The following is a 25,690-nucleotide window of genomic DNA, read 5'->3' on the forward strand; positions in this document are numbered from 1 at the left end:
CCTCCTGAAATTTCAGGAGGATTTAATTTTTACATTCTGTTTACGGTTTCTATTCCCAATAATCGTAATGATTTTTGAATGGTTTTTGCCGTAAGATCTGACAGATTGAGTCGATACTGTTTAATATTCTCATCTTCCTGAATCAAAATCGGGTTGTTTTGATAGAATGAATTGTAAGATTTAACCAAATCATACAAATAATTTGCAACCAAAGCCGGGCTTAAATTTTCTGCCGCTCTTTCGACTACCGCTTTATAATTGGCAAGCTGCATGATCAGTTCTTTTTCAGACTGACTTAATTCTATGGTCTCAGTTTCTTTAGCTTCGAAATCTGCTTTTGTCAGCAATGATTGAATACGTGCAAAAGTATACTGAATAAACGGTCCTGTATTTCCGTTAAAATCAATACTTTCTTCAGGATTGAAAAGCATTTTCTTCTTCGGATCAACTTTCAGCATGAAATATTTTAAAGCCCCGATTCCTATACTTTCGTAATTATGATTTTTTTCTTCTTCAGTAAAGTTTTCTAATTTTCCTAATTCTTCAGATTTGGACTTTGCAATATCAAACATATCCTGCATCAATTCATCAGCATCTACTACAGTTCCTTCACGGGATTTCATTTTACCATTCGGAAGTTCAACCATTCCATACGATAAGTGAAACAATTGGTCTGCCCATTCGTAACCCAGTTTCTTTAAAATTTTAAATAAAACCTGAAAATGGTAATCCTGCTCGTTTCCTACGGTGTAAATTAATTTCTGAAGATTATTTTCTTTAAAACGCTGTACAGCCGTTCCCAAATCCTGAGTCATATACACAGAAGTTCCGTCTGACCGAAGCAAAAGTTTCTGATCTAAACCTTCATCCGTAAGGTCACACCAAACCGAACCATCTTCTTTCTGATATAAAACTCCCTTATCCAAACCTTCCTGAATAAGGTCTTTTCCTAAAATATAAGTATTGCTTTCGTACTGCACCTGATCGAAATTTACCCCTAATCTTTTGTAAGTTTCGCCGAAACCTTTGTACACCCATGAGTTCATTTCATTCCAAAGTGCTCGTATTTTTTCGTCACCATTTTCCCAATCGAGAAGCATTTGCTGAGCTTCTTTCATTAAAGGGGCATCTTTTTTAGCCTGATCTTCTGAAATCCCTTGTTCTACTAGTTCAGCAATTTCTTTTTTATATTCCTGATCAAATTTCACGTAATAATTTCCAACAAATTTATCTCCTTTCACATGATCGGTTTCCGGAGTTTCGCCTTTCCCAAACTTCTCCCAAGCCAACATTGATTTACAGATATGAATTCCTCTGTCGTTGATAATCTGACTTTTGATCACATCATAACCGGCTTCTTCAAGAATCTGAGCTACAGAAAATCCTAAAAGATTGTTTCTTACGTGTCCTAAATGAAGTGGTTTGTTGGTATTTGGAGAAGAATACTCAACCATAACGGTTTCGTTCTTCTTTTCTATAGTCGAAAATTGATCGCTTACCGTTTTAAACTGGTCAACGAAAAACTGATTTTTAACTTTTACATTTAAAAAACCTTTTACCACATTGAAACTTTCAAGCAATTCAGTCTGCTCAGTTAAAGCTTCTCCCAACTCAACACCAATGCTTTCAGGATTTTTCTTCAATTGTTTAACCAAAGGAAAAGTAACAATTGTAAAATCACCTTCAAACTCAGTTTTATTCTCCTGAATTTCCAGCTGTATATCTTTAAGCTGATAGACATTAAGAATAACTTCTGCCAGTTTGTGTTCTATAATATTTTTAATATTCATTATTCTAATTTGAAATACAAATATACGGAAATAAAAAAACCGCCCTAAGGCGGTTTTGATCTGACTTGAATATGTTTTAATTTACATCCCAGAAAACTTTGGTTGTCAGCTTATCACCACCGATGGCAGTAACAGCAGCTTGGTAACTAGCCCCATTAATATTAGGCTCTGTAGATGGATACGTTAATCTCACAGGAATTTTTCCTTCTGCTACAGGATATGCACTCGGAGGTGCAACAATAGCAGGAAAATCTAAGCGTCTAAAAAATGTCCAGGATTCAAATCCTCTATTATACATAGCAATCCAAGCCTGATTCCCTATTTTTTGTTTCCAAGTACCGGGAGCGGTAGTATAATTAACTTCTGCTTGGTTATAGTATGCGATTGCGTCAGTATTGGTAGCCCCCCAAAAATTCAGTGACGCTTTAACAGCATTTTCATAATGAGTAGCAGCTGAACCTACAGAATATCCTCTTTCTGAGGCTTCTGCTAATATAAAATTAATTTCTGCAGCATCAATTAAAACTCCCGGAAGATTTGCTTCTTTTATTCTGTCACCAATATGGGAATAAGAGTCATCATAAGGCAACAAATTTTGATATCCATAATTTCCTCCTACGAAGGTATTTGTAGTCCCTTTCAAGGGAGTAAAATATATTGGTCTTCTAGGATCACTCAAAGAATTAAGCCTATTTACAAAAACTGAAGCAGGAACAAAATCATTTCTGTTGCTTTGTACTAATTCTTCATGGATAAGATTATAATTTGGTGCAAAAGAATTGTATGCAAGTAAAGCATTATTTGTATTACTTTCAATTACTCCAGCTGCATATGCTTCTTCTATACTTGATTTTGCAAGGCTATTGTTAACATCAGCTAAATTAATAGCAATTTTCGCTTTCAATGAATTTGCAAACAATTTCCATTTAGAAACATCTCCAGCATATACCAAATCCTGATTAGGAGTTATTGACCCGTACCCCGCATCTAACTTAGCAATTGCTGCATTTAATCTTATAAGAAGCTGAGGATAAATTGCAGCATCATCATCATATTTTGGCAATGGCGTATTTACAATGTCTAATGATTGAGAATAAGGAACATCTCCAAAACTATCTACCAAAACCTGATAGGTATAAACCATTAAAACTTCTATGATCGCAACTCTGTTTTGCTGCATTTTGCCCCAATCGGTTTCAGACATTGCGGCAGGTTTGCTTTCCAGCAGGATATTTTCTTTTGCTTTCTTAAGGTTCCCAAGAACTTCCGTATAAAGATTATTCCAATGATTATCAGGGATATTTCTGGTAGTTAAATCATAACGAGATTCAGCCCGATAAGTGGTTGCCGCCCAATATTGTGAAAAATAACGGAATACATTTAAATTCACACTTGGTGTAGTAAGCTGGTCTACTAATTCTTTCTGTGCATTGGCAAAGAAATATTCTCCGGATGCATCATAGGCTTTAAGAGAATCATCATTGTAAATATCATCTTCACTGGCACAAGAAGTTACTAAAGCAGAAATTGCAAATATTGATAAGAAAAACTTTTTCATAATATTAAAAATTAACTTTTACATTAAACGATATGGTTCTTACAGTAGGCATTACTCCTGACTGATAACCCTGAACATTACCACCTGAAGATCCGGCTTCAGGATCTGCCATAGGAAGGTTTTTATGAATAATCCAAAGGTTATTACCCAATAGGCTGAATGAAGCAGATCTTATAACCGTCCCTCTAAAAACTTCATTAGGAAGAGTATAAGTAATGGAAGCTTCTCTTAATTTTACATACGAACCATCATATACAAAAGCTTTCTCAGGATTAACTGAACCAAAAATACCTGTAGAATAGCTACCATCGATTCTGATATCGTTAGGAGTTCCATCTTCTTTTACTCCCGGCAAAATCACTCCACCACCCTGATCTAAAGTATTTCTGATTGGGTTTCCTAAATCATTTAAGCCTACTGTATTTGGATATAGACCGGTTTCCTGACCATAAATCTGATCTAATGAAAAGACATCGCCTCCTTTTCGCACATCAATTAAAAAGCCTACTGAAAAGTTTTTATATTTAAAAGTATTCGAAATTCCACCTAACCAGTCAGCCTGAATATTACCAAGAACCTGATCGTTATTTATCAAATAATACCCGTCATCTCCTACTACTTTGTTACCGTTTCCATCATAAACGTAGTCGGTTCCACGTATAGTTCCATAAGCTTCTCCTACTGTCGCATTTAACGATGTATGCTGGAAATTTGCCAATTGGAGATTGGTTCTGCCTTCATCTAAATAGACCAGTTTATTTCTGTTTCTAGACCAATTCACATTAATATTCCAAGCGAAATTCTCGGTTTTGATAGGAGTTCCACTTAAAGCCACCTCAATACCTTTATTTTCTAAATCACCGGCATTAATCATTTTAAATAAATACTGTGATGCTCCCGAAGTTGGAACAGAGAAAATTTGATCCGTACTATTGGTTTTGTAAACTGAAAAATCTAGACCTAATCTATTCTTAAACATTTGCAATTCTACCCCGGCTTCCCAAGATTTTGTAATTTCCGGTCTAAGTTGTGAAAAATCCAGATAGGTTGTTGAAAGGTCAAACAAAGCAGCATCAGTTATAGCTCCTCTATTATTCAACCAACCAAATCTGCCCGGTTCAGGATCGTTACCAACTTCTGCATAATTCAATCTTAACTTACCTAAATTAAGCCAAGGTTGTTTAATTAATTCTGAGAATATAAAACTTGTTCCTAACGCCCAGTAGCCATAACCTCCATTTGATGAAGGTAATGCAGTAGATTTGTCATAACGGTAAGATCCTTCTAAAAATATTGTTCTATCGTAATCGAATGATGCTTGTCCGTAAACACCAGATTTTTTATATTTAACGTCTGTCTCTATGGGTGCAATAAAAGTTTTAGAATTTTGCAAGGCATAGAAATTTGGTTTTAATAATCCACCGGTAGTAGATGCATTAAAAGCTTCAATGTCTCTCTTGATAAAATTATATCCGCCAGTTAATTTTCCATTGAATTTTCCATCGAGCTTCAAGTCATAAGTGGCAATAAAATCATAATTCTGCTGCATGAAATCTCTTGTATAAATCTCATATCCTGAAGACTGATTGGTTTGTGAAAGACCGAATTCCTCTGCATGACTCCCCACAGCTTTTCTTATTTCCTGTTTGTCTCTCGTATAATCTATCCCGACTCTGGCTAATAAATTAAGATTCTTTGTAATGTCATAGCTTATCGAACCTCCAGTCAAAAATCTTCTTCTCGTATCAGATTCATAGTTTTCATATCTGCTCCAGTAAGGATTATCCCAAAAATTTGGTGCTAAATTTCCTCCCGTTGGACTTATCATATTCCATGTTGCATTTTTTTTCGTTCTGAAGTATTGCTCTCTTAAATCTAAAACGTCAACATTTGTTGCCCACCACTGTCTGAAGCCACCAATAATATTATCACCATACCCTACATTATTTCGTCCGATAGTACTTTGATTAGTAAAAGTAACAAAAGCATTGGTTTTTATCTTATCCGAAAGATCGTAAGAGTAATTTCCAGTAATTGTATTTTTATTTAAAGAACTATTAGGCAGAATACCTGTTTCGTAATTATTTGTATATCCGAAATTATATGCTGACCTTTCAGTACCTCCGTTCAGGGCTATGCTATTAATAACGGAATATGCCTTTTTAAAAAATTTAGTTGGATCATTTTTTGCAGCAACCCAAGGGGTGGCTTTTTGATAATTTGGATGACCTTCAATAAAAGCATCCCAGTTGTATACTAAGACATTAGGATTAAATGCATTACCGTACGAAGCATCATCTCCTGTAGATGCAATTAAACCATCATCAATACCATCGCCATTAATATCTCCTACGTAAGAGCTGTCCTCTCCTCCATAGCCCTGCCCGTACTCTTTTTGATATTCTGCAAATGTTGATTTATCAAAAGTTCCTACGGAAACGGTTGAGCTGTAAGAAATCCCCAGTCCAGAATTCTTTTTTCCTTTTTTAGTGGTAATCATTATGGCTCCGTTTGCTGCCAAACTACCATACAGAGCTGTTGCCGCTGCACCTTTTAGTACGTTTACAGATTCAATATTATTTGGATCAATATCCGATGCTGCATTACCAAAGTCAAATCCATCACGACCATTTTTAGCGTCGTTGGTATTAAGATTAGCATTGCTAATAGGAATACCATCTACAACAATCAATGCCTGATTATTACCCGTTATAGACTTGATTCCTCTCATAACGATATTAGTAGATCCTCCAAAATTGGAATTCATTTTAACATCTAATCCGGCAACTTTACCCGATAGATTGTTTAAAAAATTATTAGTTGGAGATGAATTTACCTGATTCGCATTTAGTTGCTGCGAAGAATAGCCTAAGGATTTTTTTTCTCTCTTAATACCAAGTGCAGTAACCACCACACCCTCAATTTCCTGTGTTTTTAAGGTATCACTCGGCTTTGTTTGTTGGGCGTTGGCAACAATAAAAGAAGAGGACATTACTACAAGTAATATACCTGATGTTAATTTCTTCATATCTATACATTAATTTTGTGTTAACAAAGTTGTAAAACTTTTTCTTAAAAAACTGTTAAAAAGAAAAAAAATTGCTATTTATTTCATAATAGTTTTAATTTTTCTAATTTTGAACACTTTGAAATGTTAATTTTTATGGAATTATTAAAAAAATGGTCAAATTTTTATATTGAAGCCGGATGTGATGAGGTTGGAAGAGGATGTCTAAGCGGTCCGGTTGTGGCGGCAGCAGTTATTCTTGATGAAAATTTTGAACAGAATCTAGTAAATGATTCAAAAAAATTGAATTTTAAAACAAGAATGGAACTTGATTTTTATATCAAAGACAATGTAAAAAGTTATGCAATCGCAGAACTTCCGCCGGAATTTATTGATGAACATAACATTCTGAATGCCAGTATTCATGCAATGCACAAGGCTTTAGACAAATTAGCGATACGTCCGGAACTGATATTGGTGGACGGAAATAAATTCCACCCTTATAATTTCATACCCCATCAATGTATCATCAAAGGAGATTCAAAAATCTTATCAATTGCAGCCGCTTCCATTTTAGCTAAAAATTACAGGGACAGATTAATGATGAAACTGCACGAAGAACATCCCGAGTATGGATGGGACACCAACTTCGGCTATGCAACAAAAAAACATCAGCAAGCCCTGATAAAGCATGGTATAACGAAATATCACAGACAATCTTTCAGGTTAAAATACGATTAATTAAACCTATGTGTGAATTATAATATCTGAAACATCATCATTTTAAATTTAAAACTATTCTAAATAAAAAAGAGAAGCAATAAATTGCTTCTCTTTTCTGTTATAATGGGTTACTTTATTCCCTTTCTTATTATTAAATACATTAAAAATTTATCCACATCTGTCTAGCTAGCTGATAAAACTTTAACTTTTAATAAGCTTATTTAAATCAGACCTGTTTTATAAGATGATTATTATTAATTAGTTTTGATTCCAGAATGGGGTATATTGATTTTTAACAAATACCTGTGCACTAGAAATACTTGGTACATTAGCAGAGTTGGCAGCATATTCAGAGTTCGGATACACTAGCCTGTAAGGTTTGTTTGGAAACTGCGCCGTTGTAGCCATCGGAGTAAACGGATAACCTGTCCTATTGTACTCAATAAACATTTCAGTTGGGTTAATATTTGTCAAAGCAATCCATTTTTGAGTCATAATTGCTTCAATCTTCTGCAAATCAGTTCCAGCCCAACCCAATCCTGGTCTTGTAGCGATTTGAGAAAGATAACTTGCAGTAGCAGTCGTAGTTACACCCAGCCATGCACAATTTGCAGTTATAGCACTATTAAAATTCTCTGAAGGGTCAAAGTTAAATATTGTAGGCCATCTAAGAGCTGCTTCAGCCTGCAAAAGATTACTTTCAGCTTTTGAAAAAAGCACCCCCCCTCTTAGATTGTTTTCATTGAGTACATCAATCCAAGTACCAACAACAGCAGCACCTGCAAAATTACCTATTCCTAATTTTGAAGTATTTACATTAGTCACAGGAACTCCTGGCTGACCTGGAACATTACCTTGTCTCACCCCTTTTAAACCAGTAAATGCAACACCATTTGAATCAATAGAAGCTACATTAGTGAACAACCTTGATTTTCTTGGATCTGTAATATTATTAAATTTAGAATAATTAGCATCATTTAAAATTCTATTCCTTTCAAGTGCATTAGCCATATGCTCAGAAACAACAACAACAGAATAGTTTGACACTTGTTGTCCTGAAGCGTTTCTAGCCCAATTTAGAATATATGGATTCATCTGATCATCACTAGATGCAGAATATCCGGGATTGATTGTTACATCCTCATTTGTAAATGTCGCATTTGCTAAGGTCTGAAGTTTCGTATTTCTGTAAGTAGCCAATTCACCTGTGACCTTAGACATTCTAATTAACATTCTAAGTTTGATAGTATTAGAAAGTGCTTTCCATTTATCCATATCTCCCGAAAAAACGATATCAGAAGTTGGTTCTAGTGCATGCTCATCTGCTTGATCAATTAAAGCATTAGCTTCTTCTAATTTAGAAATTAAAACCTTGTAAATATCCGCATCATTATCATATTTTGGAGTTGTATTCTGCTGTCCCATAAATGCTTCGCTATAAGGAGCATCTCCATATAAATCTACAATATACTGCATATAATATGCCTTCATAATTTTGGCAATAGCTATATAATAATCTTGTTGATGATTTGTATTTATAAACTTTTCCATTTGGTCGAAATTAGCAACTCGAGGATATAAACCTTCCCAAATTCCTCTGTAAAAAGTATTATCAACACTAGACAAACTAAATTCTCTTGAATATGGACCAGCAATTGTATATGAATTTCCTGCCCAGCTATTCATCATAAGATTTCCAAACTGCATCATAGTACCCGACTGTGTTCTGTAAGCTTGGCTAATAGCACCCGGAAGCATAAGCTCAGGAGTTATTTGTTCCGCTTGTATTGCATTTGGATTATCGTTTACATCTAAAAACTCGTTGGTACAAGATGTTGAAGTAAAACTTAAAGCGGCAGCTAGAATTGTTACTAAAAATTTATTGTTTTTCATTTTTGTTTAATTAAAAAGTTGCATTAAGGTTAAAACCAAATGTTCTCATACTAGGGTACTGTCCTGTTACAGCAACCCCAGCAGCATTACCAGTTGTATTAGCTGTTTCCGGATCGTTAAAGTTTCTATTATCTTTTGCGTAAATAAAGAATGGATTTCTTGCATATACACCTATTGATAATGAGTTAACAAATGTGCTTCTTAAAATTGATTTTGGCAAGTCATAAGTTAAAGCAATTTCTCTCACTTTTAAAGCAGTCCCATCTACCACAAATTCCTCACCTACAGAGGAATAAGCCGCTGTAGTGAAATAATTCATGACTCCAAAATAACTATCATCATTTCCTACAGGCGTATTATTGGTAACATACTGCCCATTAACTAATTGTACTGAATTTGGAACTATATATCCCTTGGATCTGTCAAATTCAGCTGTTTTTTCAGATGCCCCGGTAGAGCCTAAACTTGCTTTCGCCAATGACACAAAGCTGTTTCCTGTTCTATAATCTGCGGTAGCACTTAACGTGATACCTTTGAACTTAAATGAAGTACTAAATCCTAAAATATAATCTGGATTAACATTTCCCAGAACTTCAAATTTTGTTGTAGATAAAGGATTACCATTTGCATTTACAATAATATTCCCATTTGGATCTCTTTGATATTTTGTTCCCTTAATAACAGGGAAGTTTTCACCTTTGACAGCAAAAATACCAACATTTGTTGTACCAGAATTATATAAAACTACTTCATCGGCACCGTCAGCCAACGATAAAATTTCTGTATCATACGTTGAATAAGATCCTCTAATTTTCCATTCAAAATCTTTTGTTTTGATAGGGGTAAAGCCTAAATCTAATTCATATCCTTTATTTCTGCTGTTTCCAATATTATCTTGAAAATTTGTAATACCTGAAGCAGAAGAAGTAGAAATTGTTGTAATAAAGTTTTTATTATCATTTCTAAATATAGACCCATCAAAGGTGATTCTATCTTTGAAGAAGCCTAGCTGTAATGAAGCTTCTTTCGACAAATAGAATTCAGGTTCAATATCTTCAGCAAATACTGTTGTTGTTGGTAAATAAGAAGAAAGCGATCCAAAAGGATATCCTGTTGGAAATGCACCAACTCTATCTAATCCATATAAATCAATGGTCGAGCTATTTCCCACTCTACTATAGTTTAAGCTTATTTTGGCGTAGTTTAATACATTTCCTTTTATACTTTCGAATGCTTTTGTTGGAATAAATGACGTTCCAAAAGAATAATAGGGATAGCCTTTGTTACTAAATGGTAACTGAACCCCTTGTATAGTTACAGGATTAACGCTTGTGAGAGAACTTTTCTCATATCTAAATGTAGAGTTAAAATATAGGAAATCTTTATAACCTAAATCTAAATTGGCAAACCAAGCAAAAGACCTCTGTCTCGTATTGGTATTATCAAGTCTGGAAAATAAATCTGGCTGTAATACGTTATTGATATGATACCATCCTGGTATCTTAAGGTTTTCACCACCCACTTGTGTTGTTGAGGTGGATGCATCTTGAATATTATGACCTACATTAAGCCTGAAATTCAAGTCATCTGTGAAATTATAATCAAAATTTGCCATCAAATCACCATAATATCTAAAACTCGATGAGACAGTTTTATAATAATTTGAAACGATTGGATCAAGACCATAATCTACAGGTGATGTTCCATCGATAGGAGTTCCAGTTCTGTCATATATTCTATCAAAAGCAAAAGCATTGAGATGACTTTCCTGAACTGATGAACCAGAAACGGCAGTTCCTGCATAAGTAAATGAAATATGGTCATTTAACTTATACTCCATATTAACTAATCCTGTAAATGTTCTTTGCTTAGTATCTGCTCTATCATTATCAATAGTCCAATATGGATTGACAGTATATATACTGTAGCTAGCATCTGGAAGAGAATTTCTGAACTGTCTTACATCAACGTTGGTAGGAGTTTGAAGCAATTGACCATAAAGACCAGAGTCAGTGGTTGATGTTCTTCTATCTAAATAATTCACATTTCCATCAATTCTAAATTTACCTAATTGCTTTCCGGCTTTTAAGATAAAATTATTTCTTTTTAGATTATCTTTTTCAACAACGAAGTCATTTTCTGCTCTATTAACAGATAAAAAAACGTAAGCATCTGATCCCCCCGCGGTAACGGATAATCCATTCTGCATTAAAACCCCTGTTTTAAAGAAGTTTGACATTCCATCCTTTTTATAATTAAAAGTTTCTTTCAACCAAGAATTATCTGCCTGTGGCATCCCAACAAGTAATGACTGACCACCCAAGACTGATGAATACGCCGGTCCCCAATTTGTGTTTTCGTATGGAGTCCAGTTTGCTCCACCGTAATCAGTAGTATCAAAGGTATCACCCGGATAGCCTTGTCCGTAAACACTCTGTCTGATAGGAAGCTTATATACGTTTGAGAAATCAATAGAACTTGTCAGATTAAACTGTAGTTTTTCTGACTTAGTTCCTCTTTTTGTTGTTACAACAATAACACCATTGCTTCCTCTTTCTCCATATAAAGCAGCACCCTGCATCCCCTTGATAATATTCATATTATCAATAATTTCTGGTGGAATATTTTGCAAAATATCTAATGTAGATATTACCCCATCAATAACAACTAACGCCTGATTATTTCCTGAAATAGATCTTGGTCCTCTTAACACCACTCTGGTTGATGAGTTAACAGAATTATTAGTAGTATTAATCTGTAAACCAGAAACTTTACCTGTTAACGCTTGAACCGCATTTGGATTGTTAGCTTGAGTAATTTCAGCACTGTTCACTACTTGATTAGTAGATGTTACGGCATCCTGTCTTTTTTTAAGACCTAACGCACCAGTTACAACTACTTCACGGATATCCTGAGTTCTCAGTGAATCACCTTGTGTTTCTTGAGCATTAATCATCACTAATGATGATGTAAGAACCAAAGTTAAAATACTTGCAGTTAATTTATTCATTTATACATTAATTTTGTGTTCGCAAAGTTGTGAAACTTTTCGTTAAGAAACCGTTAAAAATCAAAAAAAATATTAACAATTTTTTCTAATTTTATTTTTTATAATTTTGTTGAGTTTTAAGTATTAATTTTTATGGAATTATTAAAAAAATGGTCAAATTTTTATATTGAAGCCGGATGTGATGAAGTTGAAAGAGGATGTCTAAGCGGTCCGGTTGTGGCGGCGGCAGTTATTCTTGATGAAAATTTTGAACAGAATCTAGTAAATGATTCAAAAAAATTGAATTTTGAAACAAGAATGGAACTTGATTTTTATATCAAAGACAATGTAAAAAGTTATGCAATCGCAGAACTTCCGCCGGTATTTATTGATGAACATAACATTCTGAATGCCAGTATTCATGCAATGCACAAGGCTTTAGACAAATTAGCGATACGTCCGGAACTGATATTGGTGGACGGAAATAAATTCCACCCTTATAATTTCATACCCCATCAATGTATCATCAAAGGAGATTCAAAAATCTTATCAATTGCAGCCGCTTCCATTTTAGCTAAAAATTACAGGGACAGATTAATGATGAAACTGCACGAAGAACATCCCGAGTATGGATGGGACACCAACTTCGGCTATGCAACAAAAAAACATCAGCAAGCCCTGATAAAGCATGGTATAACGAAATATCACAGACAATCTTTCAGGTTAAAATACGATTAATTAAACCTATGTGTGAATTATAATATCTGAAACATCACCATTTTAAATTTAAAATCATTCTAAATAAAAAAGAGAAGCAATAAATTGCTTCTCTTTTCTGTTATAGTGGGTTATTTCTTTTTACCTCTCGTCTGCTCCTGTGTTTTCTGCTGTTCCTGTGCTTTTTCCATCATCTCTCTCATTCTTTTCTGGAACTTACCTTCAGCCTTAGGCTTTTCTTTATTTGCCTGAATCTGTGCATGAATTTTTTTCTCATCCAAAATCAAGTATTTTATGACAAGAATAATTAAAATATTAATCGCATTCGACACAAAATAATACCAGGATAAACCTGATGCTGAAGTGTTCAGGAAGAATAAGAATGTAATAGGAAAAATATACATCAATACTTTCATATTCGGCATACCTTCCTGTTGTGGCTGCTGCATATTTCCTGAAGTCATTACCGTATAAATTAAGATTACAATCGTACATGCAATCGCAAAAACACTTAAATGATCACCTAAGAAAGGTATTTTAAATGGCAACTTAATCAAATCATCATAGGCTGTCAAATCTTTTGCAAACCAGAATCCCTGTCCTCTCAAATCTATAAAGTTAGGAAAGAATCTGAATAAAGCGTAGAAAATAGGAATCTGTACCAAAGCCGGCAAACATCCCGCCATCTGATTTACTCCTGCTTTTCGGTAGATTTCCATTGTTGCCTGTTGCTTTTTCATCGGATCTGCATCCTTGAATTTTGCTGTCGCTTCGTCAATCTCCGGACGAATCACTTTCATCATCGCACTCAATTTATGCTGCTTGTACATAATTGGCGATAAGATCAGTTTAACAATAATGGTCATTAAGAAAATTACCCAACCTGCTGTGATTCCCCATGATGCAATAAGATTGTACATCGGCATGAAGAAATAACGGTTCATTCCTCCGATAAATGACCAACCCAAAGGTAAAATCTCGTCGAAGTTTTTATCATACGTTTTTAGTAATGGTAAATCCAAAGGCATGAAATACCAGGTAAAGTCCTGATTTAATTCACTTCCCTGCATTTGAACAAAACCTTCGAAATTTAATTTTTTTAAATATTCACCTTCTTCAAAAGCTTCCTGATTTCCTTTACTTTGAGTAAAACCAGTTTTAGACTCAATCACAGAAGTAAAGAACTGTTGTTTTACACCAATCCAGTTAAGCGTCTCATTTTCTTCTTCCATTGTGGTTCTCCCGTCATAGTCGTAATCTTCATAATTATTAAACGCGTAAGAAAACTCAGAGTGAGACTGCTCTTGTGCTCTACCTTTTTCAAGATTTCTAACTTGGTAATCCCAAATAAAATCTGCTTTGGTATCTGAAGTGATTTTTGCTAAACCTTGAGTTCTTACTTTAAAATCTAAAGTATACTGATCTTTCAGTTCAGCTTTAGGATTGTTATTTAAAGTATAAATAAACTGAATAGCTGCTCCGTTATAATTGGCAGTTAAAGTAGCGGTGTTTCCATTCACAACAGGAGAGAAAACCAAATCTTTGGTATTGATTGTTTTTCCTGTTTTATCTTTAAACTGAAAACCGTAGTTTGAGTTATTTTTAGTAATCAGATTAAGGGGAAGATCTGCCTTATCGGTTTTATGGTCGTAAGCTTTATATTTTAAAAGCTCCACTTTTGAAACCTGTCCTCCTAAGCTTGAAAATTCAAGTTTCAATTCGTTGTTTGCAAGATTTGCAGTCTGAATCGAATTTGGAGTTACATTGGGATTGATATTAGCTGCCGGAGTTGGTTTTACAGGGTTTTTCGCCTGTTCGGTTTTCTGTTGCTCGGCTTTTACTGCTTCTTCTTTCTGCTGTTTATTCTGGAAATAAAACATAAATCCGAAGAGTACCAAACATAAAACTGCAAAACTAATAATCTGGCTTTTATCGAGTCCGTTGTTCTGTTGCATTTTATTTTAATTAAAATTTTTAAATTTAAACAAACATGGCAATGCCATGCTTTTTGAGTCGACAAAAATACTGTTTTTTTATCAAAACTCTATACTATAATATGTTACTATATAATAAACTCAGACTGACAAAAATCAATCTGAGTTTATTATATTATATGACGTTTGTAATTTTGCAATTACTTTATTTCCTTTTCACAAGCTTTGATGAAAGCTCTGAACAATGGATGTGGTGTCGCAACCGTACTTTTGTATTCCGGGTGGTACTGTACGCCAACATAGAATGGGTGATCCGGCATTTCCAATGCTTCTACCAAGCCTGTTTCCGGGTTTGTACCTGTTGCCAGGAAACCATTATCTTCAAATTCTTCAATGTAATCACTGTTGAACTCGTAACGGTGACGGTGTCTTTCAGAAATATGTTTGCTTCCGTAGATTTCATGTAATTTTGAACCGTTTTTCACAGCACACTTCCACGCTCCAAGACGCATTGTACCTCCTTTATCAACTACATTTTTCTGTTCTTCCATTAATGAAATTACAGGATGTTCTGTAGATGTATCAAATTCCATTGAATTGGATTTGGTATAACCTAAAACATTTCTAGCAAACTCTATGGTCATGATCTGCATTCCCAAACAAATTCCCAACATCGGAACTTTATTTTCTCTTGCATACTGAGCCGTAAGGATTTTTCCTTCAATACCTCTGTCGCCAAAACCTGGGGCAACCAAGATCCCGCAAACTCCATCTAAAGTTTCCTTGATATTTTCTTTGGTAAGATCACCACTGTAAACCCATCTGATTTTCACTTCCGTTTCAATATCAGCTCCGGCATGTTTAAATGCTTCAGCGATTGAAATATAAGAATCCTGAAGCGAAATATATTTCCCAACCAAAGCGATCTCAACCGTTCTCTTTGGATTCTGGAATTTCTTTACAAAAGTTTTCCAGTCTTTAAGGTCAGCTTCTTTATCACTTTTCAGATCCAATCCTTTAAGAACAACATCATCAAAGTTTTGTTTTTGAAGATACATCGGAACTTCATAGATCGTCTCAAGATCTTTACATTCGATCACATTATCTAGAGGAACGTTACAAAACTGAGCCAATTTTGCTCTCTGATCTTTTGGAATTTTATGTTCGGTTCTGCAAACCAAAACATCCGCCATGATTCCGCTTTCCATCAATTGACGGACAGAATGTTGAGAAGGTTTCGTTTTCAATTCTCCACTTGAAGCCAAATATGGCAATAAAGTCAGGTGAATCACCATAGAATTTTTCTCACCCAATTCCCATTTCAACTGACGGACGGTTTCGATGTAAGGTAAAGATTCGATATCTCCTACAGTTCCCCCGATCTCAGTGATGATGATATCGTAGTTCTGTTTAGAAAGAATTTTAATTCTTCGTTTGATTTCGTTGGTAATGTGAGGAATTACCTGAACTGTTTTTCCAAGGAAGTCTCCTTTTCTTTCTTTTTCGATTACCGTTTGGTAGATTTTTCCTGTGGTAACGTTGTTGTTTTGAGAAGTCGGAGCATCAAGGTAACGCTCGTAGTGTCCTAAATCCAGATCCGTTTCAGCACCATCTTCAGTTACATAGCATTCTCCGTGTTCATAAGGGTTCAGCGTTCCCGGGTCGATATTGATGTAAGGATCTAGTTTTTGGATCGTTACGTTAAAGCCGCGTGATTTTAGTAGAAGTCCCAGAGAAGCAGAAACGATTCCCTTTCCCAAAGATGAAGTTACACCTCCTGTCACAAAGATGTACTTTGTATTCTTTTTACTCATTAGATTAGGTTTGTGCAAAGTTAGGGGAAAAACAAAAGCAAAGCAATTGCATTTTAGAATTTTAATTTTGGTACATGATTTAAATGAAATAAAAAACATTCATTTTTGTCATTCCGGAGGAATCTACGCAAAGATTTGAAGTTTTTTCTTAAATATTATAGTCGAGATTCAGGCTGAAATCGAAGATTCAACAAAGTCAATGACAAATTGGCTTTAATTTCGCTAAAAAAAAGATTTCTCAAAAACTGAGAAACCTTTACTAAACCAAATTATATATATGAAAATTATTATTTCACTAATTCAAAAAACAAAACAACCTCAACATCTTTTGCAACACCCGCACCAGTTGGATCATATTTAATGTTGTAATCTAAACGGTTAACCGTAAATTTCGCCTGCAAACCTGCAACGTCTTTTCCCTGTTGGTTTTTTGTAACTCCACCGAAAGTTACCGGAATACTTACTTCTTTTGTAACGTCTTTTACAGTCATTTTACCTTTTAAAGTATAAGTATTGTTCTTTCCTTTAACTAAAGAAGTGCTTTCAAACTTCATTGTCGGGAATTTTTCAGCATCAAAGAAATCTGCGCTTTTCAAGTGCTTATCTCTTGGCTCAACTCCTGTGTTGATAGATTCGGTTTGAACTGAGAAATTAAATTTAGCGTTATCTAAAGTAGCTCCAGGTGTAGAAACCGTTCCTTCAAATTTATCAAATCTCCCTTGCACGAAACTGATTCCCATGTGCTTGATATTAAAATTCACAGATGAATGCATAGGATCAACCGTCCAGGTAGATTGTGCAAAAGTGATCATGCTTACAAAAGCAAAAACAAAACTTAGTATTAATTTTTTCATTTTCCTTAAAATTTATACTGCAAATTTAGAGATCGTTTCAATAAGAATCATTGACCTATGATAAGATGTAAAAATTAACATATTATTTTTTTAATTTTACAACATGGCAAAACTGAGAACAGCATATTTCTGTCAAAACTGCGGATCGCAGTATTCACAATGGATGGGACAGTGTAAAAACTGCGGACAATGGAATACTTTGGTAGAAGAAATTGTAGAAAAAACACCACAAAAAAGTTTATCTCCTTCAAAAACCAAACAAAGCGTCATCAACATCATTGAAGTTGAAACAATCGAAGAACCGAGAATAAAAACACCTTCAGATGAGCTCAACCGGGTTTTAGGAGGCGGGATCGTTTTAGGCTCGGTCACTTTGATTGGTGGAGAACCAGGAATCGGGAAATCTACTCTACTCCTTCAACTTGCATTAAAGATGAAGAAAAAAATCTTCTACGTTTCAGGGGAAGAAAGTGCTTCTCAAATTAAAATGAGAGCCGACCGTTTGGCAGATGTAAAGAACCCGAACTGTTTTTTGTATACCGAAACTTCTTTAGAAAAAATCCTGCACGAAGCTAAAAAACTCGAGCCGGATTTTGTCATCATTGATTCTATCCAAACTTTGCAGTCGCAATTAATTGAAAGTTCGCCGGGAACAGTTTCCCAGATCAGAGAATGCTCCAATGAAATCATTAAATATGCTAAAGAATACAATGTTCCTGTTTTCTTGGTAGGTCATATTACCAAAGACGGTCAGATTGCAGGGCCGAAAGTTTTGGAACATATGGTTGACGTAGTTCTCAACTTTGATGGCGACAGAAATCACCTTTTCAGATTATTGAGAGCCAATAAAAACCGTTTTGGTTCAACGGCAGAAATTGGAATTTACGAAATGGTTTCTCAAGGTTTAAAAGAAATAAAAAATCCTTCAGAAATTTTAATCACCAAAAAATTTGAAGAACTGTCAGGGAATTCTGTTGCAGTAACTCTGGAAGGAAACCGACCGATGCTTTTGGAAATTCAGGCTTTGGTAAGTACCGCAGTTTACGGAACTCCGCAAAGAAGCTGTACAGGTTTTGATTCAAAAAGACTCAATATGCTTTTGGCAGTTTTAGAAAAAAGAGCAGGTTTCCAGTTAGGCGCAAAAGATGTTTTTCTTAATATTACGGGAGGAATAAAAACCGATGATCCCGCTTTAGATCTGGCGGTTGTAGCATCTATTCTTTCATCAAACGAAGATATTGCAATTTCTGAACATTACTGTTTTGCAGGAGAAATTGGGCTGAGTGGAGAAATCCGTCCGATCGCACAGGCAGAGCAACGGATTACCGAAGCTGAAAAATTGGGTTACGAAAAGATTTTTATTTCAAATTTAAATAAGCTTCCAAAGAAAAAATTCGGAATTAAAATTGAAGAAGTGAGCAAAGTTGAGGATTTTCACGAAAGACTGTTTTAGTCTTAAAAAAATCTTAAAATATCAGTGACAAATGTATATATTTGTGTATCAATAACCTCAACCAATCTAACGTGAAAAAAAGATTTACCTTTCTTCTCATTTTTTGTATTGCATTTTTGTCGGCTCAGAACAGAATTTTTGAACATACAATCAATGAAAACAATCTAAATAATCAACAAAAAATAAGTGCAAATCTTGCTTCTACTTATGTACTTACCAAATATTATTCGCAGTCTTCTTTTGACCTGAAATCTGATTTTAAGATCCTTTTGCCAAACAATAAAGAGATCAAAGCCAAATTCTCAAAATCATTTTCTTACGGTAATAAAAGCGAATCATCTTCATACACTATAGAAAACGAACCAAAATCTGAACTTGTATTTTCTAAATATGACAACATCATAACGGGAATGTATGCTTCGAATAATGGTGAGAAAATAATTTTTCATCAGACAAGTAACGGCATCTTTGCAGTTTCTCTTGTCAATGAGGGCAATCTGGTAAATCAGGATTCTAAAAATGATTTTATTTTAAATGAATCGGCAATCAGCCAGAAAGTAAATGCCAATATCTGTTTAGACAGCACACCCGTTTGTCCGGCAACTACGATTGATGTTTTGGTTGTTTACACCAATGCAGCAAGAATTGCTTGGGGAGGTATCGCACAAAGTAATTCTTTTGTTGCAACGGCGATCACCAATTTTAACAACTCTCTTCAAAATTCAGGAGTTTCAAATGTTACTATCAATTTAGTATATGCTGGTGAAATTCTTTATACAGAAACCGGAAATATAAATACAGATCTTGCCAGCTTCAGAAACAGCAGCGACGGCGTCATGGACGACGTTCATGTACTGAGATCAACTTATGGTGCAGATCTTTGTGCACTTATTACTTCAACTCCCACAAATACGTGCGGACTTGGGTATTTGAATTCAAATCCCACTAACTACTCGGCAAATTCAGCGTTTACGGTCTCAATTTACAGTTGTGTCGTTTCCAACTATACTTTGGCTCACGAGATGGGTCATAATATGGGGCTAAACCACGATTGGTTTGTAAGTCAGTCAACTGCTCCCTGCAGTCATCATCATGGGTATAGCAATCAGACAGCTGTGACTTTAGGAACTTTAAGTACCAATTCTCAGCGTTGGAGAACGATAATGGCTTATAACGATGAGTGCGCCTCTGTAGGAATTGGCTGCTCAAGAATTAACCGATGGGCAAATCCTAATGTGAATTATAATTCTGAACCCACCGGAATTGCTATTGGAAACCCAAATCCTTCTAACGAAGCTTTTGGTTTTGCACGTTTTGCATGCATCATTTCACAATTTGCTCCGACTGCTTTATTGTCTACAACAGAAAATTTTTACAGTGAGGTGAAAGATTTCACTATTTTCCCAAATCCGGCTAAAGATGAGATCAATATCTGGATCAAAAATGATGAACAATACACTTTTAAAGTGATTAATACCGTAGGTCAGATCGTTCTGACATCTGATAAAAAAACCATTAATCTTCGTGGTTTACCTTCAGGTGATTACTTCCTGAATATTTATACAGAGAAAAGTTCTCTGGTGGGAAGTAAAAAGTTTATCATTAAATAATTTTCACTAAATAACATCAAAGTCCTTCGGATAATTTAAATTTATTCGGAGGATTTTAATTTTATAGCCTTAACTTGCAGTATGAACTTTCTTGCTCACTCTTTTCTCACTTTCAATGACGGACAAATTGTCGGGCAGTTTCTTGAAGATTTCATCAGGAACAAAGACCGATACTCTTTTCCTAAAGATATTCAGGATGGGATTACTCTTCACCGTGCGATTGACACGTTTACAGATTCGCATCCCGCAATTCATGAGGCGAAAAAGGTTTTCAGTCCGCTTGTAAGACTATATGCAGGAGCCTTCGTAGATGTTTCGATGGATTATTTTCTGGCTACCGACTTCTCTTTAAACTCATTACAAGGCTGGAAGGAACATTCACAGAAAGTGTACAGAGTTCTCAATGAAAATGAAAGATTTCTATCTGAAAATTTCAAAAAAATGCTTGTGAAAATGGAGCATGACGACTGGTTATACAATTACCGTGAAGATTGGGGTATCAAATTCAGCATCCAGAATGTTTTGAATAAAGCGAAATATTTAAATAAAGATATTCCAGTTTTTAAGGCTTTTTTGGATAATAAAGATGTTTTGCAAAAATGTTATGATGATTTTTTTCCAGATCTTTTAGCACATACAAAGGCAGAAAATGCCCTTTTACAGCTTCAGAAATAAGTCAGATTAAAATTGCTGAAACAAATATCGGTTCGGATAATTCAGCTTTTCACTTTTGCGGTTTCCATCGACAATGATATGAACAATATTGATCTGATCGTCAAATAAATTATACAGAAAACTCACCGCAGCTTCTACTTTTTTAGGATTGTTTACCGTTTCAGATTCAAGAAAAACATTTACAGACTCGCTGTCTTCTTCATAACCGACATAATTCACCTGTAAAAACTGATTATTTGTCTTTAGTTTAAAATATTCTGTACAATAATTTTTTAAAGCTGTATTAAGTTGAGTTTTATATTTTTCATCATTAAAATGAAAAGGTTTTTTATATTTTTCGGCTAAACCATTTTCAAGATCGTCTAGAAAAAAACGTCCGGTAACTTCAAACGTTTTTGATTTTGAATTGTAGTTTATTTCTACTGAACCAACGTGATATGGATGTTTATCTTTGTTGAAAGATGAGCAAATCAGAGAAAAAATCAGAAGAAAAAATATTTTTTTCATTTTAAAATGTTTTCGGATAAAGTTTCTTCCCCGCTCTCTAATTCTATATTAACAATCATGACATTGAATTTTCAACAAAGTTAAAATAAATTTTGTATCATCGCATTTCAAAAAAATTTTAAAAAATGCAGGATTTTCTTTTCTATCTAAAACTCGGCTGGGAACATATTATTTCGTTGGATGCACTTGATCATCAGCTTTTTGTTCTGGCATTGATTGCTGTTTACACGTTTAAAGAATGGAAAAAAATTCTGATCCTTGTTACTGCATTTACCATTGGTCATTCTGTAACTTTGGCTTTAAGCATCTTAGATATTGTAAGATTACCTTCAAATTGGATTGAATTTTTAATTCCGTTGACGATTGTTTTGACCGCCTTGGGAAATATTTTAATGAAAAATAAAAAACAAACACACGATAAAACACATTACTATCTGGCTTTATTCTTCGGACTGATTCACGGACTTGGCTTTGCAAATACAGCAAGAGTAATGATTGCAAAAAGCCAGAGCATTGCCGTTCCGCTTTTAGGCTTTAATATTGGTCTGGAGCTGGGACAGATTGTGATTGTTTTTGCAATACTTATTGTTCTTTTTATTTTACTTAATTTATTCAAAATCAACAAAAAAGACTGGATTCTTTTTGTTTCTTCCGGAGTTTTCGCATTATCGTTAAAAATGACTTTAGAAAGAATTCCGTTCTAGGCTGAAACATTTCTAAATTTTCAACTACTTATTATTATATTTGATAATTCTTAAATTTTTTCAAATGAAATCACCATCACTGAAAGCATAATACTTAAAAAAGTAAAAGTGATTGCATTTGACCATTAAAATAAATATCATTGTATGAAACTTAAAGTAACAGCACTTTCGGTACTTCTATATATGGGTCTGTCGGCTCAAAACATTCAAAATAACCCAGGAAGCAATCACGGGAACAGGTTTGAGCAATTGGGAACGATTTTACCGACACCAAACGTTTACAGAGCTGCTTCGGGAGCACCGGGACAGGCATATTGGCAAAACAGAGCCGATTATGACATTTCTGCCTATCTTGATGAAGACAAAAGAAATCTAAAAGGTTCGGAAACCGTTACCTATTATAATAATTCACCCGATGACCTGGATTACATCTGGCTTCAATTGGATGAAAATCAACAATCCACCGTAAAAAAGGCTGATTACCAGTTTTCTTCTACCCTGCCAAAATCTTTGAATGACCAGCAGCTAAAGATTACAGATCTTCCGGTAAAAGACAATGGTTACGGTGTGAATCTTGAAAAAGTAACCGATGCCTCAGGAAATCCTTTGAAATATACCGTCAACAAAACCATGATGCGTATTGATCTTCCTAAAATCTTAAAAAAAGGAGAAAAATTCATCTTTAAAATTGACTGGAATTATAATATTCCGAACAGAATGAAAATGGGCGGTCGCGGCGGTTATGAAAACTTTGCGGAAGATGGAAATGACCTCTACACTATTACACAATGGTTTCCGAGAATGTGTGTTTACAGCGATTTCCAAGGGTGGCAAAACCACCAGTTTACAGGAAGAGGCGAATTTGCTTTGGTTTTCGGAAATTATAAAGTTTCTATGAATGTTCCGGCAGATCATGTTATCGGCGGAACCGGGGAATGTAAAAATTATGAACAGGTTTTAACTTCCGAACAATTACTGAGATATAAGAAAGCCCAGACTTCAAACGAGCCTGTAGAGATCGTCACTTTAGATGAAGCTAAAAAAGCAGAAAAAAATCATTCAAAGCAAAGAAAAACGTGGATTTTTGAAGCAAAAGACGTAAGAGATTTTGCGTGGACTTCTTCAAGAAAATTCGTTTGGGACGGAATGGGCGTTACAATTCCTGAAAACAATAATAAAGTAATGGCAATGAGTTTCTACCCGAAAGAAGCTTATGGTCTTTACAGAAAATTTTCAACAAAAGCGGTTGCACATACCATAAAAACCTATTCGGAATTTACGATTCCGTATCCTTATCCGGTCGCACAATCTGTGGAAGCTGCAAACGGAATGGAATATCCGATGATCTGTTTCAACTTCGGAAGAACAGAAAAAGACGGAACCTATTCTGAAGGAACAAAAAACGGAATGATCGGTGTTATCATCCATGAAGTGGGACACAATTTTTTCCCGATGATCATCAATTCAGACGAAAGACAATGGAGCTGGATGGATGAAGGCTTAAACACATTTACCGAATATTTAACGGAAGAAAAATGGGATAATAAATTTCCTTCAAAACGTGGTCCGGCGTGGACGATCGTTGATTACATGAAACTTCCGAAAGATCAGCTGGAACCGATTATGAGTAATTCTGAAAACATTATTCAGTTTGGGCCAAATGCCTATTCTAAGCCTGCGACAGGTCTTAATATTCTTCGTGAAACCATTATGGGAAGAGATCTCTTTGATAAAGCTTTTAAAACTTATTCGAAAAGATGGGCATTTAAGCATCCGGAACCTGCAGATTTTTTCAGAACAATGGAAGATGCAAGCGGTGAAGACTTAGATTGGTTCTGGAGAGGCTGGTTTTACGGAACCGATCCTGTAGATATTGCCATTGATAAAGTGACAATGGCAACTCCGGATTTTAATGCATCAAAAGAGGCAGGCGAAACTAAATATAAAGTTGAAAAACCTTTACAAAACGAGTTTGAAGACATTTCAAAAATCAGAAATAAAGAAGATAAAACCATCACATTTGAAGTAGAAAAAGATAAAGATCTTCAGGATTTTTATTACCGGTACGACAGAGGTCAGGAAAAAGTGGATGTCAATAAAGAATACACTGTTAAAACTGAAGGAAGTATCCCTTTAGATAAAAAAGATCAGGACAGACTGAAAAATATAACTGCATATCAGATTGATTTCCTCAACAAAGGCGGTTTGGTAATGCCGATTATTCTTGAGTTTACATTCGAAGACGGCTCAAAATTAAAAGACAAATCTTCTGCTCAGATCTGGAGACACAACGAAAAGAAAGTTTCGAAGACGTTTTATTTTGACAAAAAAATAAAATCAATTCAGCTAGATCCGTTGAAAGAAACGGCAGATATCGACACTTCAAACAATTTCTGGAGCAATGACGGAAGTTCTTCGGAGACTTCAAAATTCCAGGTATTTAAACAGAAACAAGACGGCCCGGTAAGAGGCGGCGGAACAGGAAAAGTAAATCCGATGCAGGCTGCAGGAAAGAAAAACTAATCATCTATTAAAATAAACATGAAAAAAAATTCTGCATTACTATTTATATTTTTATTCTCTTTAGCATTCTCTCAGGAAGAGGTATACTTTGGTAGAAAAGCATCTATTCCTGCCGAAATCATTATGGAGAACGGAGACATTAAAACCGGATTTTTACAAAATTTTCAGAATCCGAAATTCGTCGATGCAGATATGTTATTGTTGGGAAATATTGAGAAAAAACTAAGGTTTGAGATTGATGAATTTAAATTTAAAGAAGAACAATCATCTGCCGTTGAAAAAATAAGCATCAATGATCTCAAAAGAATTATCATCCTCGGGAAAGATGGCTCAGAAAAGCTTGCTTATGATAAAATGAAGCTAAAAACCATCAATGTAAAAGGTGAAATTATAGATGTTAAAAAAACCGTTGTTTTGCCTTTAGAACAGGAAGGCAAAACCAATCTTTATGGAATCAACATTGTTTTTAGACAAAACAATAGATACACCAACAATATTTATCTTCCTTACATGAAAAAGGCTGATGAAGAATATGGATATATAGTAATAGATCTCAATAGAGTTAACTTTTTTAATTTAGGTAAAATTGATGACAAACTGAAGATGGCGATCTATGAAGTCACTAAAGACTGCGCTCCATTTGCTGATAATTTGGATGATAGAATAAAGCAATTCGAAGATGATGTAAAAGCTTCAAGAAAAGAAGGCTATGAAAAGAAAAAAGAATTGAGAAAATTAGCTAAAAGCAGAGGTGAAGGTTTTGACGCCATGAAAATTGACTATGAATATGCAAGTATGCCTTATAAAGATCTTTTGGACGAATATGAGCAAAAATGCAAAAAATAAATGATAAGCTTCCTGAAATCTGGAAGCTTTTTTTTCTGCCAAAATTTCACATCTTCAAAAAAAGTCTGCCAAAAATCTCGATTAAACCTATTG

The 25,690-nt window shown here is 34.8% G+C and carries 17 protein-coding genes; 8 read left to right on the forward strand and 9 right to left on the reverse strand.

Annotated elements, in window-relative coordinates; all coding sequences use genetic code 11:
* Positions 1-29 precede the first annotated feature (29 nt).
* The 3 genes from argS to AC4FQ5_RS07900 all read right to left on the reverse strand — a co-directional run bounded on the left by argS (position 30) and on the right by AC4FQ5_RS07900 (position 6,376).
* Positions 30-1,790 (reverse strand): arginine--tRNA ligase, encoded by a 1,761-nt coding sequence (argS, locus tag AC4FQ5_RS07890; RefSeq protein ID WP_491142210.1) that lies wholly within the window; start codon positions 1,788-1,790, stop codon positions 30-32.
* 76 nt (positions 1,791-1,866) lie between these two features.
* A complete protein-coding gene (locus AC4FQ5_RS07895) occupies positions 1,867-3,348 on the reverse strand; it encodes a SusD/RagB family nutrient-binding outer membrane lipoprotein (protein ID WP_491142212.1) in 1,482 nt (493 codons plus the stop codon).
* A gap of 4 nt (positions 3,349-3,352) precedes the next feature.
* Positions 3,353-6,376 carry a SusC/RagA family TonB-linked outer membrane protein gene (locus AC4FQ5_RS07900; protein WP_491142214.1) on the reverse strand — a complete coding sequence of 1,008 codons (3,024 nt, stop codon included), beginning with the start codon at positions 6,374-6,376 and terminating at the stop codon, positions 3,353-3,355.
* A gap of 135 nt (positions 6,377-6,511) precedes the next feature.
* Here AC4FQ5_RS07900 and rnhB (AC4FQ5_RS07905) point away from each other — a divergent pair, with 135 nt between their 5' ends.
* Complete coding sequence (gene rnhB / locus AC4FQ5_RS07905) at positions 6,512-7,096, forward strand: ribonuclease HII (RefSeq protein WP_491142216.1); 585 nt, start codon at positions 6,512-6,514, stop codon at positions 7,094-7,096.
* Positions 7,097-7,336: 240 nt separating this feature from the next.
* Here rnhB (AC4FQ5_RS07905) and AC4FQ5_RS07910 read toward each other — a convergent pair whose 3' ends face one another.
* Positions 7,337-8,971: a SusD/RagB family nutrient-binding outer membrane lipoprotein gene (locus tag AC4FQ5_RS07910; RefSeq protein ID WP_491142218.1), complete on the reverse strand. Its 1,635-nt coding sequence runs from the start codon at positions 8,969-8,971 to the stop codon at positions 7,337-7,339.
* A gap of 10 nt (positions 8,972-8,981) precedes the next feature.
* Positions 8,982-11,981: a SusC/RagA family TonB-linked outer membrane protein gene (locus AC4FQ5_RS07915; protein ID WP_491142220.1), complete on the reverse strand. Its 3,000-nt coding sequence runs from the start codon at positions 11,979-11,981 to the stop codon at positions 8,982-8,984.
* A 132-nt stretch (positions 11,982-12,113) separates the two neighbouring features.
* Between AC4FQ5_RS07915 and rnhB (AC4FQ5_RS07920) the strand changes: the two genes are divergently transcribed.
* The gene (gene rnhB, locus AC4FQ5_RS07920) at positions 12,114-12,698 is read left to right on the forward strand and encodes a ribonuclease HII (protein WP_491142222.1); all 585 of its coding nucleotides are present in this window, start codon (positions 12,114-12,116) and stop codon (positions 12,696-12,698) included.
* Positions 12,699-12,808: 110 nt separating this feature from the next.
* On the opposite strand, the gene yidC is transcribed toward rnhB (AC4FQ5_RS07920), so the two are convergent.
* The 3 genes from yidC to AC4FQ5_RS07935 form a co-directional block, all read right to left on the reverse strand.
* Entirely contained in the window at positions 12,809-14,632 is a 1,824-nt protein-coding gene (yidC, locus tag AC4FQ5_RS07925; RefSeq protein ID WP_491142224.1) for a membrane protein insertase YidC, read from the reverse strand.
* A gap of 179 nt (positions 14,633-14,811) precedes the next feature.
* Positions 14,812-16,425 (reverse strand): CTP synthase, encoded by a 1,614-nt coding sequence (pyrG, locus tag AC4FQ5_RS07930; protein WP_491142226.1) that lies wholly within the window; start codon positions 16,423-16,425, stop codon positions 14,812-14,814.
* Between the two features lie 287 nt (positions 16,426-16,712).
* Positions 16,713-17,279: a YceI family protein gene (locus AC4FQ5_RS07935; protein ID WP_491142228.1), complete on the reverse strand. Its 567-nt coding sequence runs from the start codon at positions 17,277-17,279 to the stop codon at positions 16,713-16,715.
* 103 nt (positions 17,280-17,382) lie between these two features.
* On the opposite strand from AC4FQ5_RS07935, the gene radA reads away from it, so the two are divergent.
* The 3 genes from radA (at position 17,383) to AC4FQ5_RS07950 (ending at position 21,017) form a co-directional block, all read left to right on the forward strand.
* On the forward strand, positions 17,383-18,732 hold the full coding sequence (gene radA, locus AC4FQ5_RS07940) for a DNA repair protein RadA (RefSeq protein ID WP_491142230.1): 1,350 nt from the start codon (positions 17,383-17,385) through the stop codon (positions 18,730-18,732).
* A 71-nt stretch (positions 18,733-18,803) separates the two neighbouring features.
* A complete protein-coding gene (locus AC4FQ5_RS07945; protein WP_491142232.1) occupies positions 18,804-20,342 on the forward strand; it encodes a M12 family metallo-peptidase in 1,539 nt (512 codons plus the stop codon).
* An 81-nt stretch (positions 20,343-20,423) separates the two neighbouring features.
* Positions 20,424-21,017, forward strand: a complete 594-nt coding sequence (locus tag AC4FQ5_RS07950) for an acyl carrier protein phosphodiesterase (RefSeq protein ID WP_491142234.1) — start codon at positions 20,424-20,426, stop codon at positions 21,015-21,017.
* A gap of 6 nt (positions 21,018-21,023) precedes the next feature.
* On the opposite strand, the gene AC4FQ5_RS07955 is transcribed toward AC4FQ5_RS07950, so the two are convergent.
* Positions 21,024-21,524 (reverse strand): DUF6702 family protein, encoded by a 501-nt coding sequence (locus tag AC4FQ5_RS07955; RefSeq protein ID WP_491142235.1) that lies wholly within the window; start codon positions 21,522-21,524, stop codon positions 21,024-21,026.
* A gap of 125 nt (positions 21,525-21,649) precedes the next feature.
* Here AC4FQ5_RS07955 and AC4FQ5_RS07960 point away from each other — a divergent pair, with 125 nt between their 5' ends.
* The 3 genes from AC4FQ5_RS07960 (at position 21,650) to AC4FQ5_RS07970 (ending at position 25,597) form a co-directional block, all read left to right on the forward strand.
* Complete coding sequence (locus AC4FQ5_RS07960; RefSeq protein ID WP_491142237.1) at positions 21,650-22,228, forward strand: HupE/UreJ family protein; 579 nt, start codon at positions 21,650-21,652, stop codon at positions 22,226-22,228.
* A 144-nt stretch (positions 22,229-22,372) separates the two neighbouring features.
* The gene (locus tag AC4FQ5_RS07965; protein WP_491142239.1) at positions 22,373-24,751 is read left to right on the forward strand and encodes a M1 family metallopeptidase; all 2,379 of its coding nucleotides are present in this window, start codon (positions 22,373-22,375) and stop codon (positions 24,749-24,751) included.
* An 18-nt stretch (positions 24,752-24,769) separates the two neighbouring features.
* On the forward strand, positions 24,770-25,597 hold the full coding sequence (locus AC4FQ5_RS07970) for a hypothetical protein (RefSeq protein ID WP_491142241.1): 828 nt from the start codon (positions 24,770-24,772) through the stop codon (positions 25,595-25,597).
* The last annotated feature ends 93 nt before the right edge of the window (positions 25,598-25,690 follow it).

The sequence above is a fragment of the Chryseobacterium sp. DT-167 genome, from assembly GCF_058310155.1.

Excerpts from the sequence above, each read along its gene's own strand:
- yidC (WP_491142224.1), bottom strand. The coding sequence starts at position 14,632 with ATGCAACAGAACAACGGACTCGATAAAAGCCAGATTATTAGTTTTGCA.
- radA (WP_491142230.1), top strand. The coding sequence starts at position 17,383 with ATGGCAAAACTGAGAACAGCATATTTCTGTCAAAACTGCGGATCGCAG.
- AC4FQ5_RS07900 (WP_491142214.1), bottom strand. The coding sequence starts at position 6,376 with ATGAAGAAATTAACATCAGGTATATTACTTGTAGTAATGTCCTCTTCT.
- AC4FQ5_RS07960 (WP_491142237.1), top strand. The coding sequence starts at position 21,650 with ATGCAGGATTTTCTTTTCTATCTAAAACTCGGCTGGGAACATATTATT.
- AC4FQ5_RS07970 (WP_491142241.1), top strand. The coding sequence starts at position 24,770 with ATGAAAAAAAATTCTGCATTACTATTTATATTTTTATTCTCTTTAGCA.
- AC4FQ5_RS07915 (WP_491142220.1), bottom strand. The coding sequence starts at position 11,981 with ATGAATAAATTAACTGCAAGTATTTTAACTTTGGTTCTTACATCATCA.
- AC4FQ5_RS07955 (WP_491142235.1), bottom strand. The coding sequence starts at position 21,524 with ATGAAAAAAATATTTTTTCTTCTGATTTTTTCTCTGATTTGCTCATCT.
- AC4FQ5_RS07895 (WP_491142212.1), bottom strand. The coding sequence starts at position 3,348 with ATGAAAAAGTTTTTCTTATCAATATTTGCAATTTCTGCTTTAGTAACT.
- pyrG (WP_491142226.1), bottom strand. The coding sequence starts at position 16,425 with ATGAGTAAAAAGAATACAAAGTACATCTTTGTGACAGGAGGTGTAACT.
- argS (WP_491142210.1), bottom strand. The coding sequence starts at position 1,790 with ATGAATATTAAAAATATTATAGAACACAAACTGGCAGAAGTTATTCTT.
- AC4FQ5_RS07950 (WP_491142234.1), top strand. The coding sequence starts at position 20,424 with ATGAACTTTCTTGCTCACTCTTTTCTCACTTTCAATGACGGACAAATT.
- rnhB (WP_491142222.1), top strand. The coding sequence starts at position 12,114 with ATGGAATTATTAAAAAAATGGTCAAATTTTTATATTGAAGCCGGATGT.
- rnhB (WP_491142216.1), top strand. The coding sequence starts at position 6,512 with ATGGAATTATTAAAAAAATGGTCAAATTTTTATATTGAAGCCGGATGT.
- AC4FQ5_RS07935 (WP_491142228.1), bottom strand. The coding sequence starts at position 17,279 with ATGAAAAAATTAATACTAAGTTTTGTTTTTGCTTTTGTAAGCATGATC.
- AC4FQ5_RS07965 (WP_491142239.1), top strand. The coding sequence starts at position 22,373 with ATGAAACTTAAAGTAACAGCACTTTCGGTACTTCTATATATGGGTCTG.
- AC4FQ5_RS07910 (WP_491142218.1), bottom strand. The coding sequence starts at position 8,971 with ATGAAAAACAATAAATTTTTAGTAACAATTCTAGCTGCCGCTTTAAGT.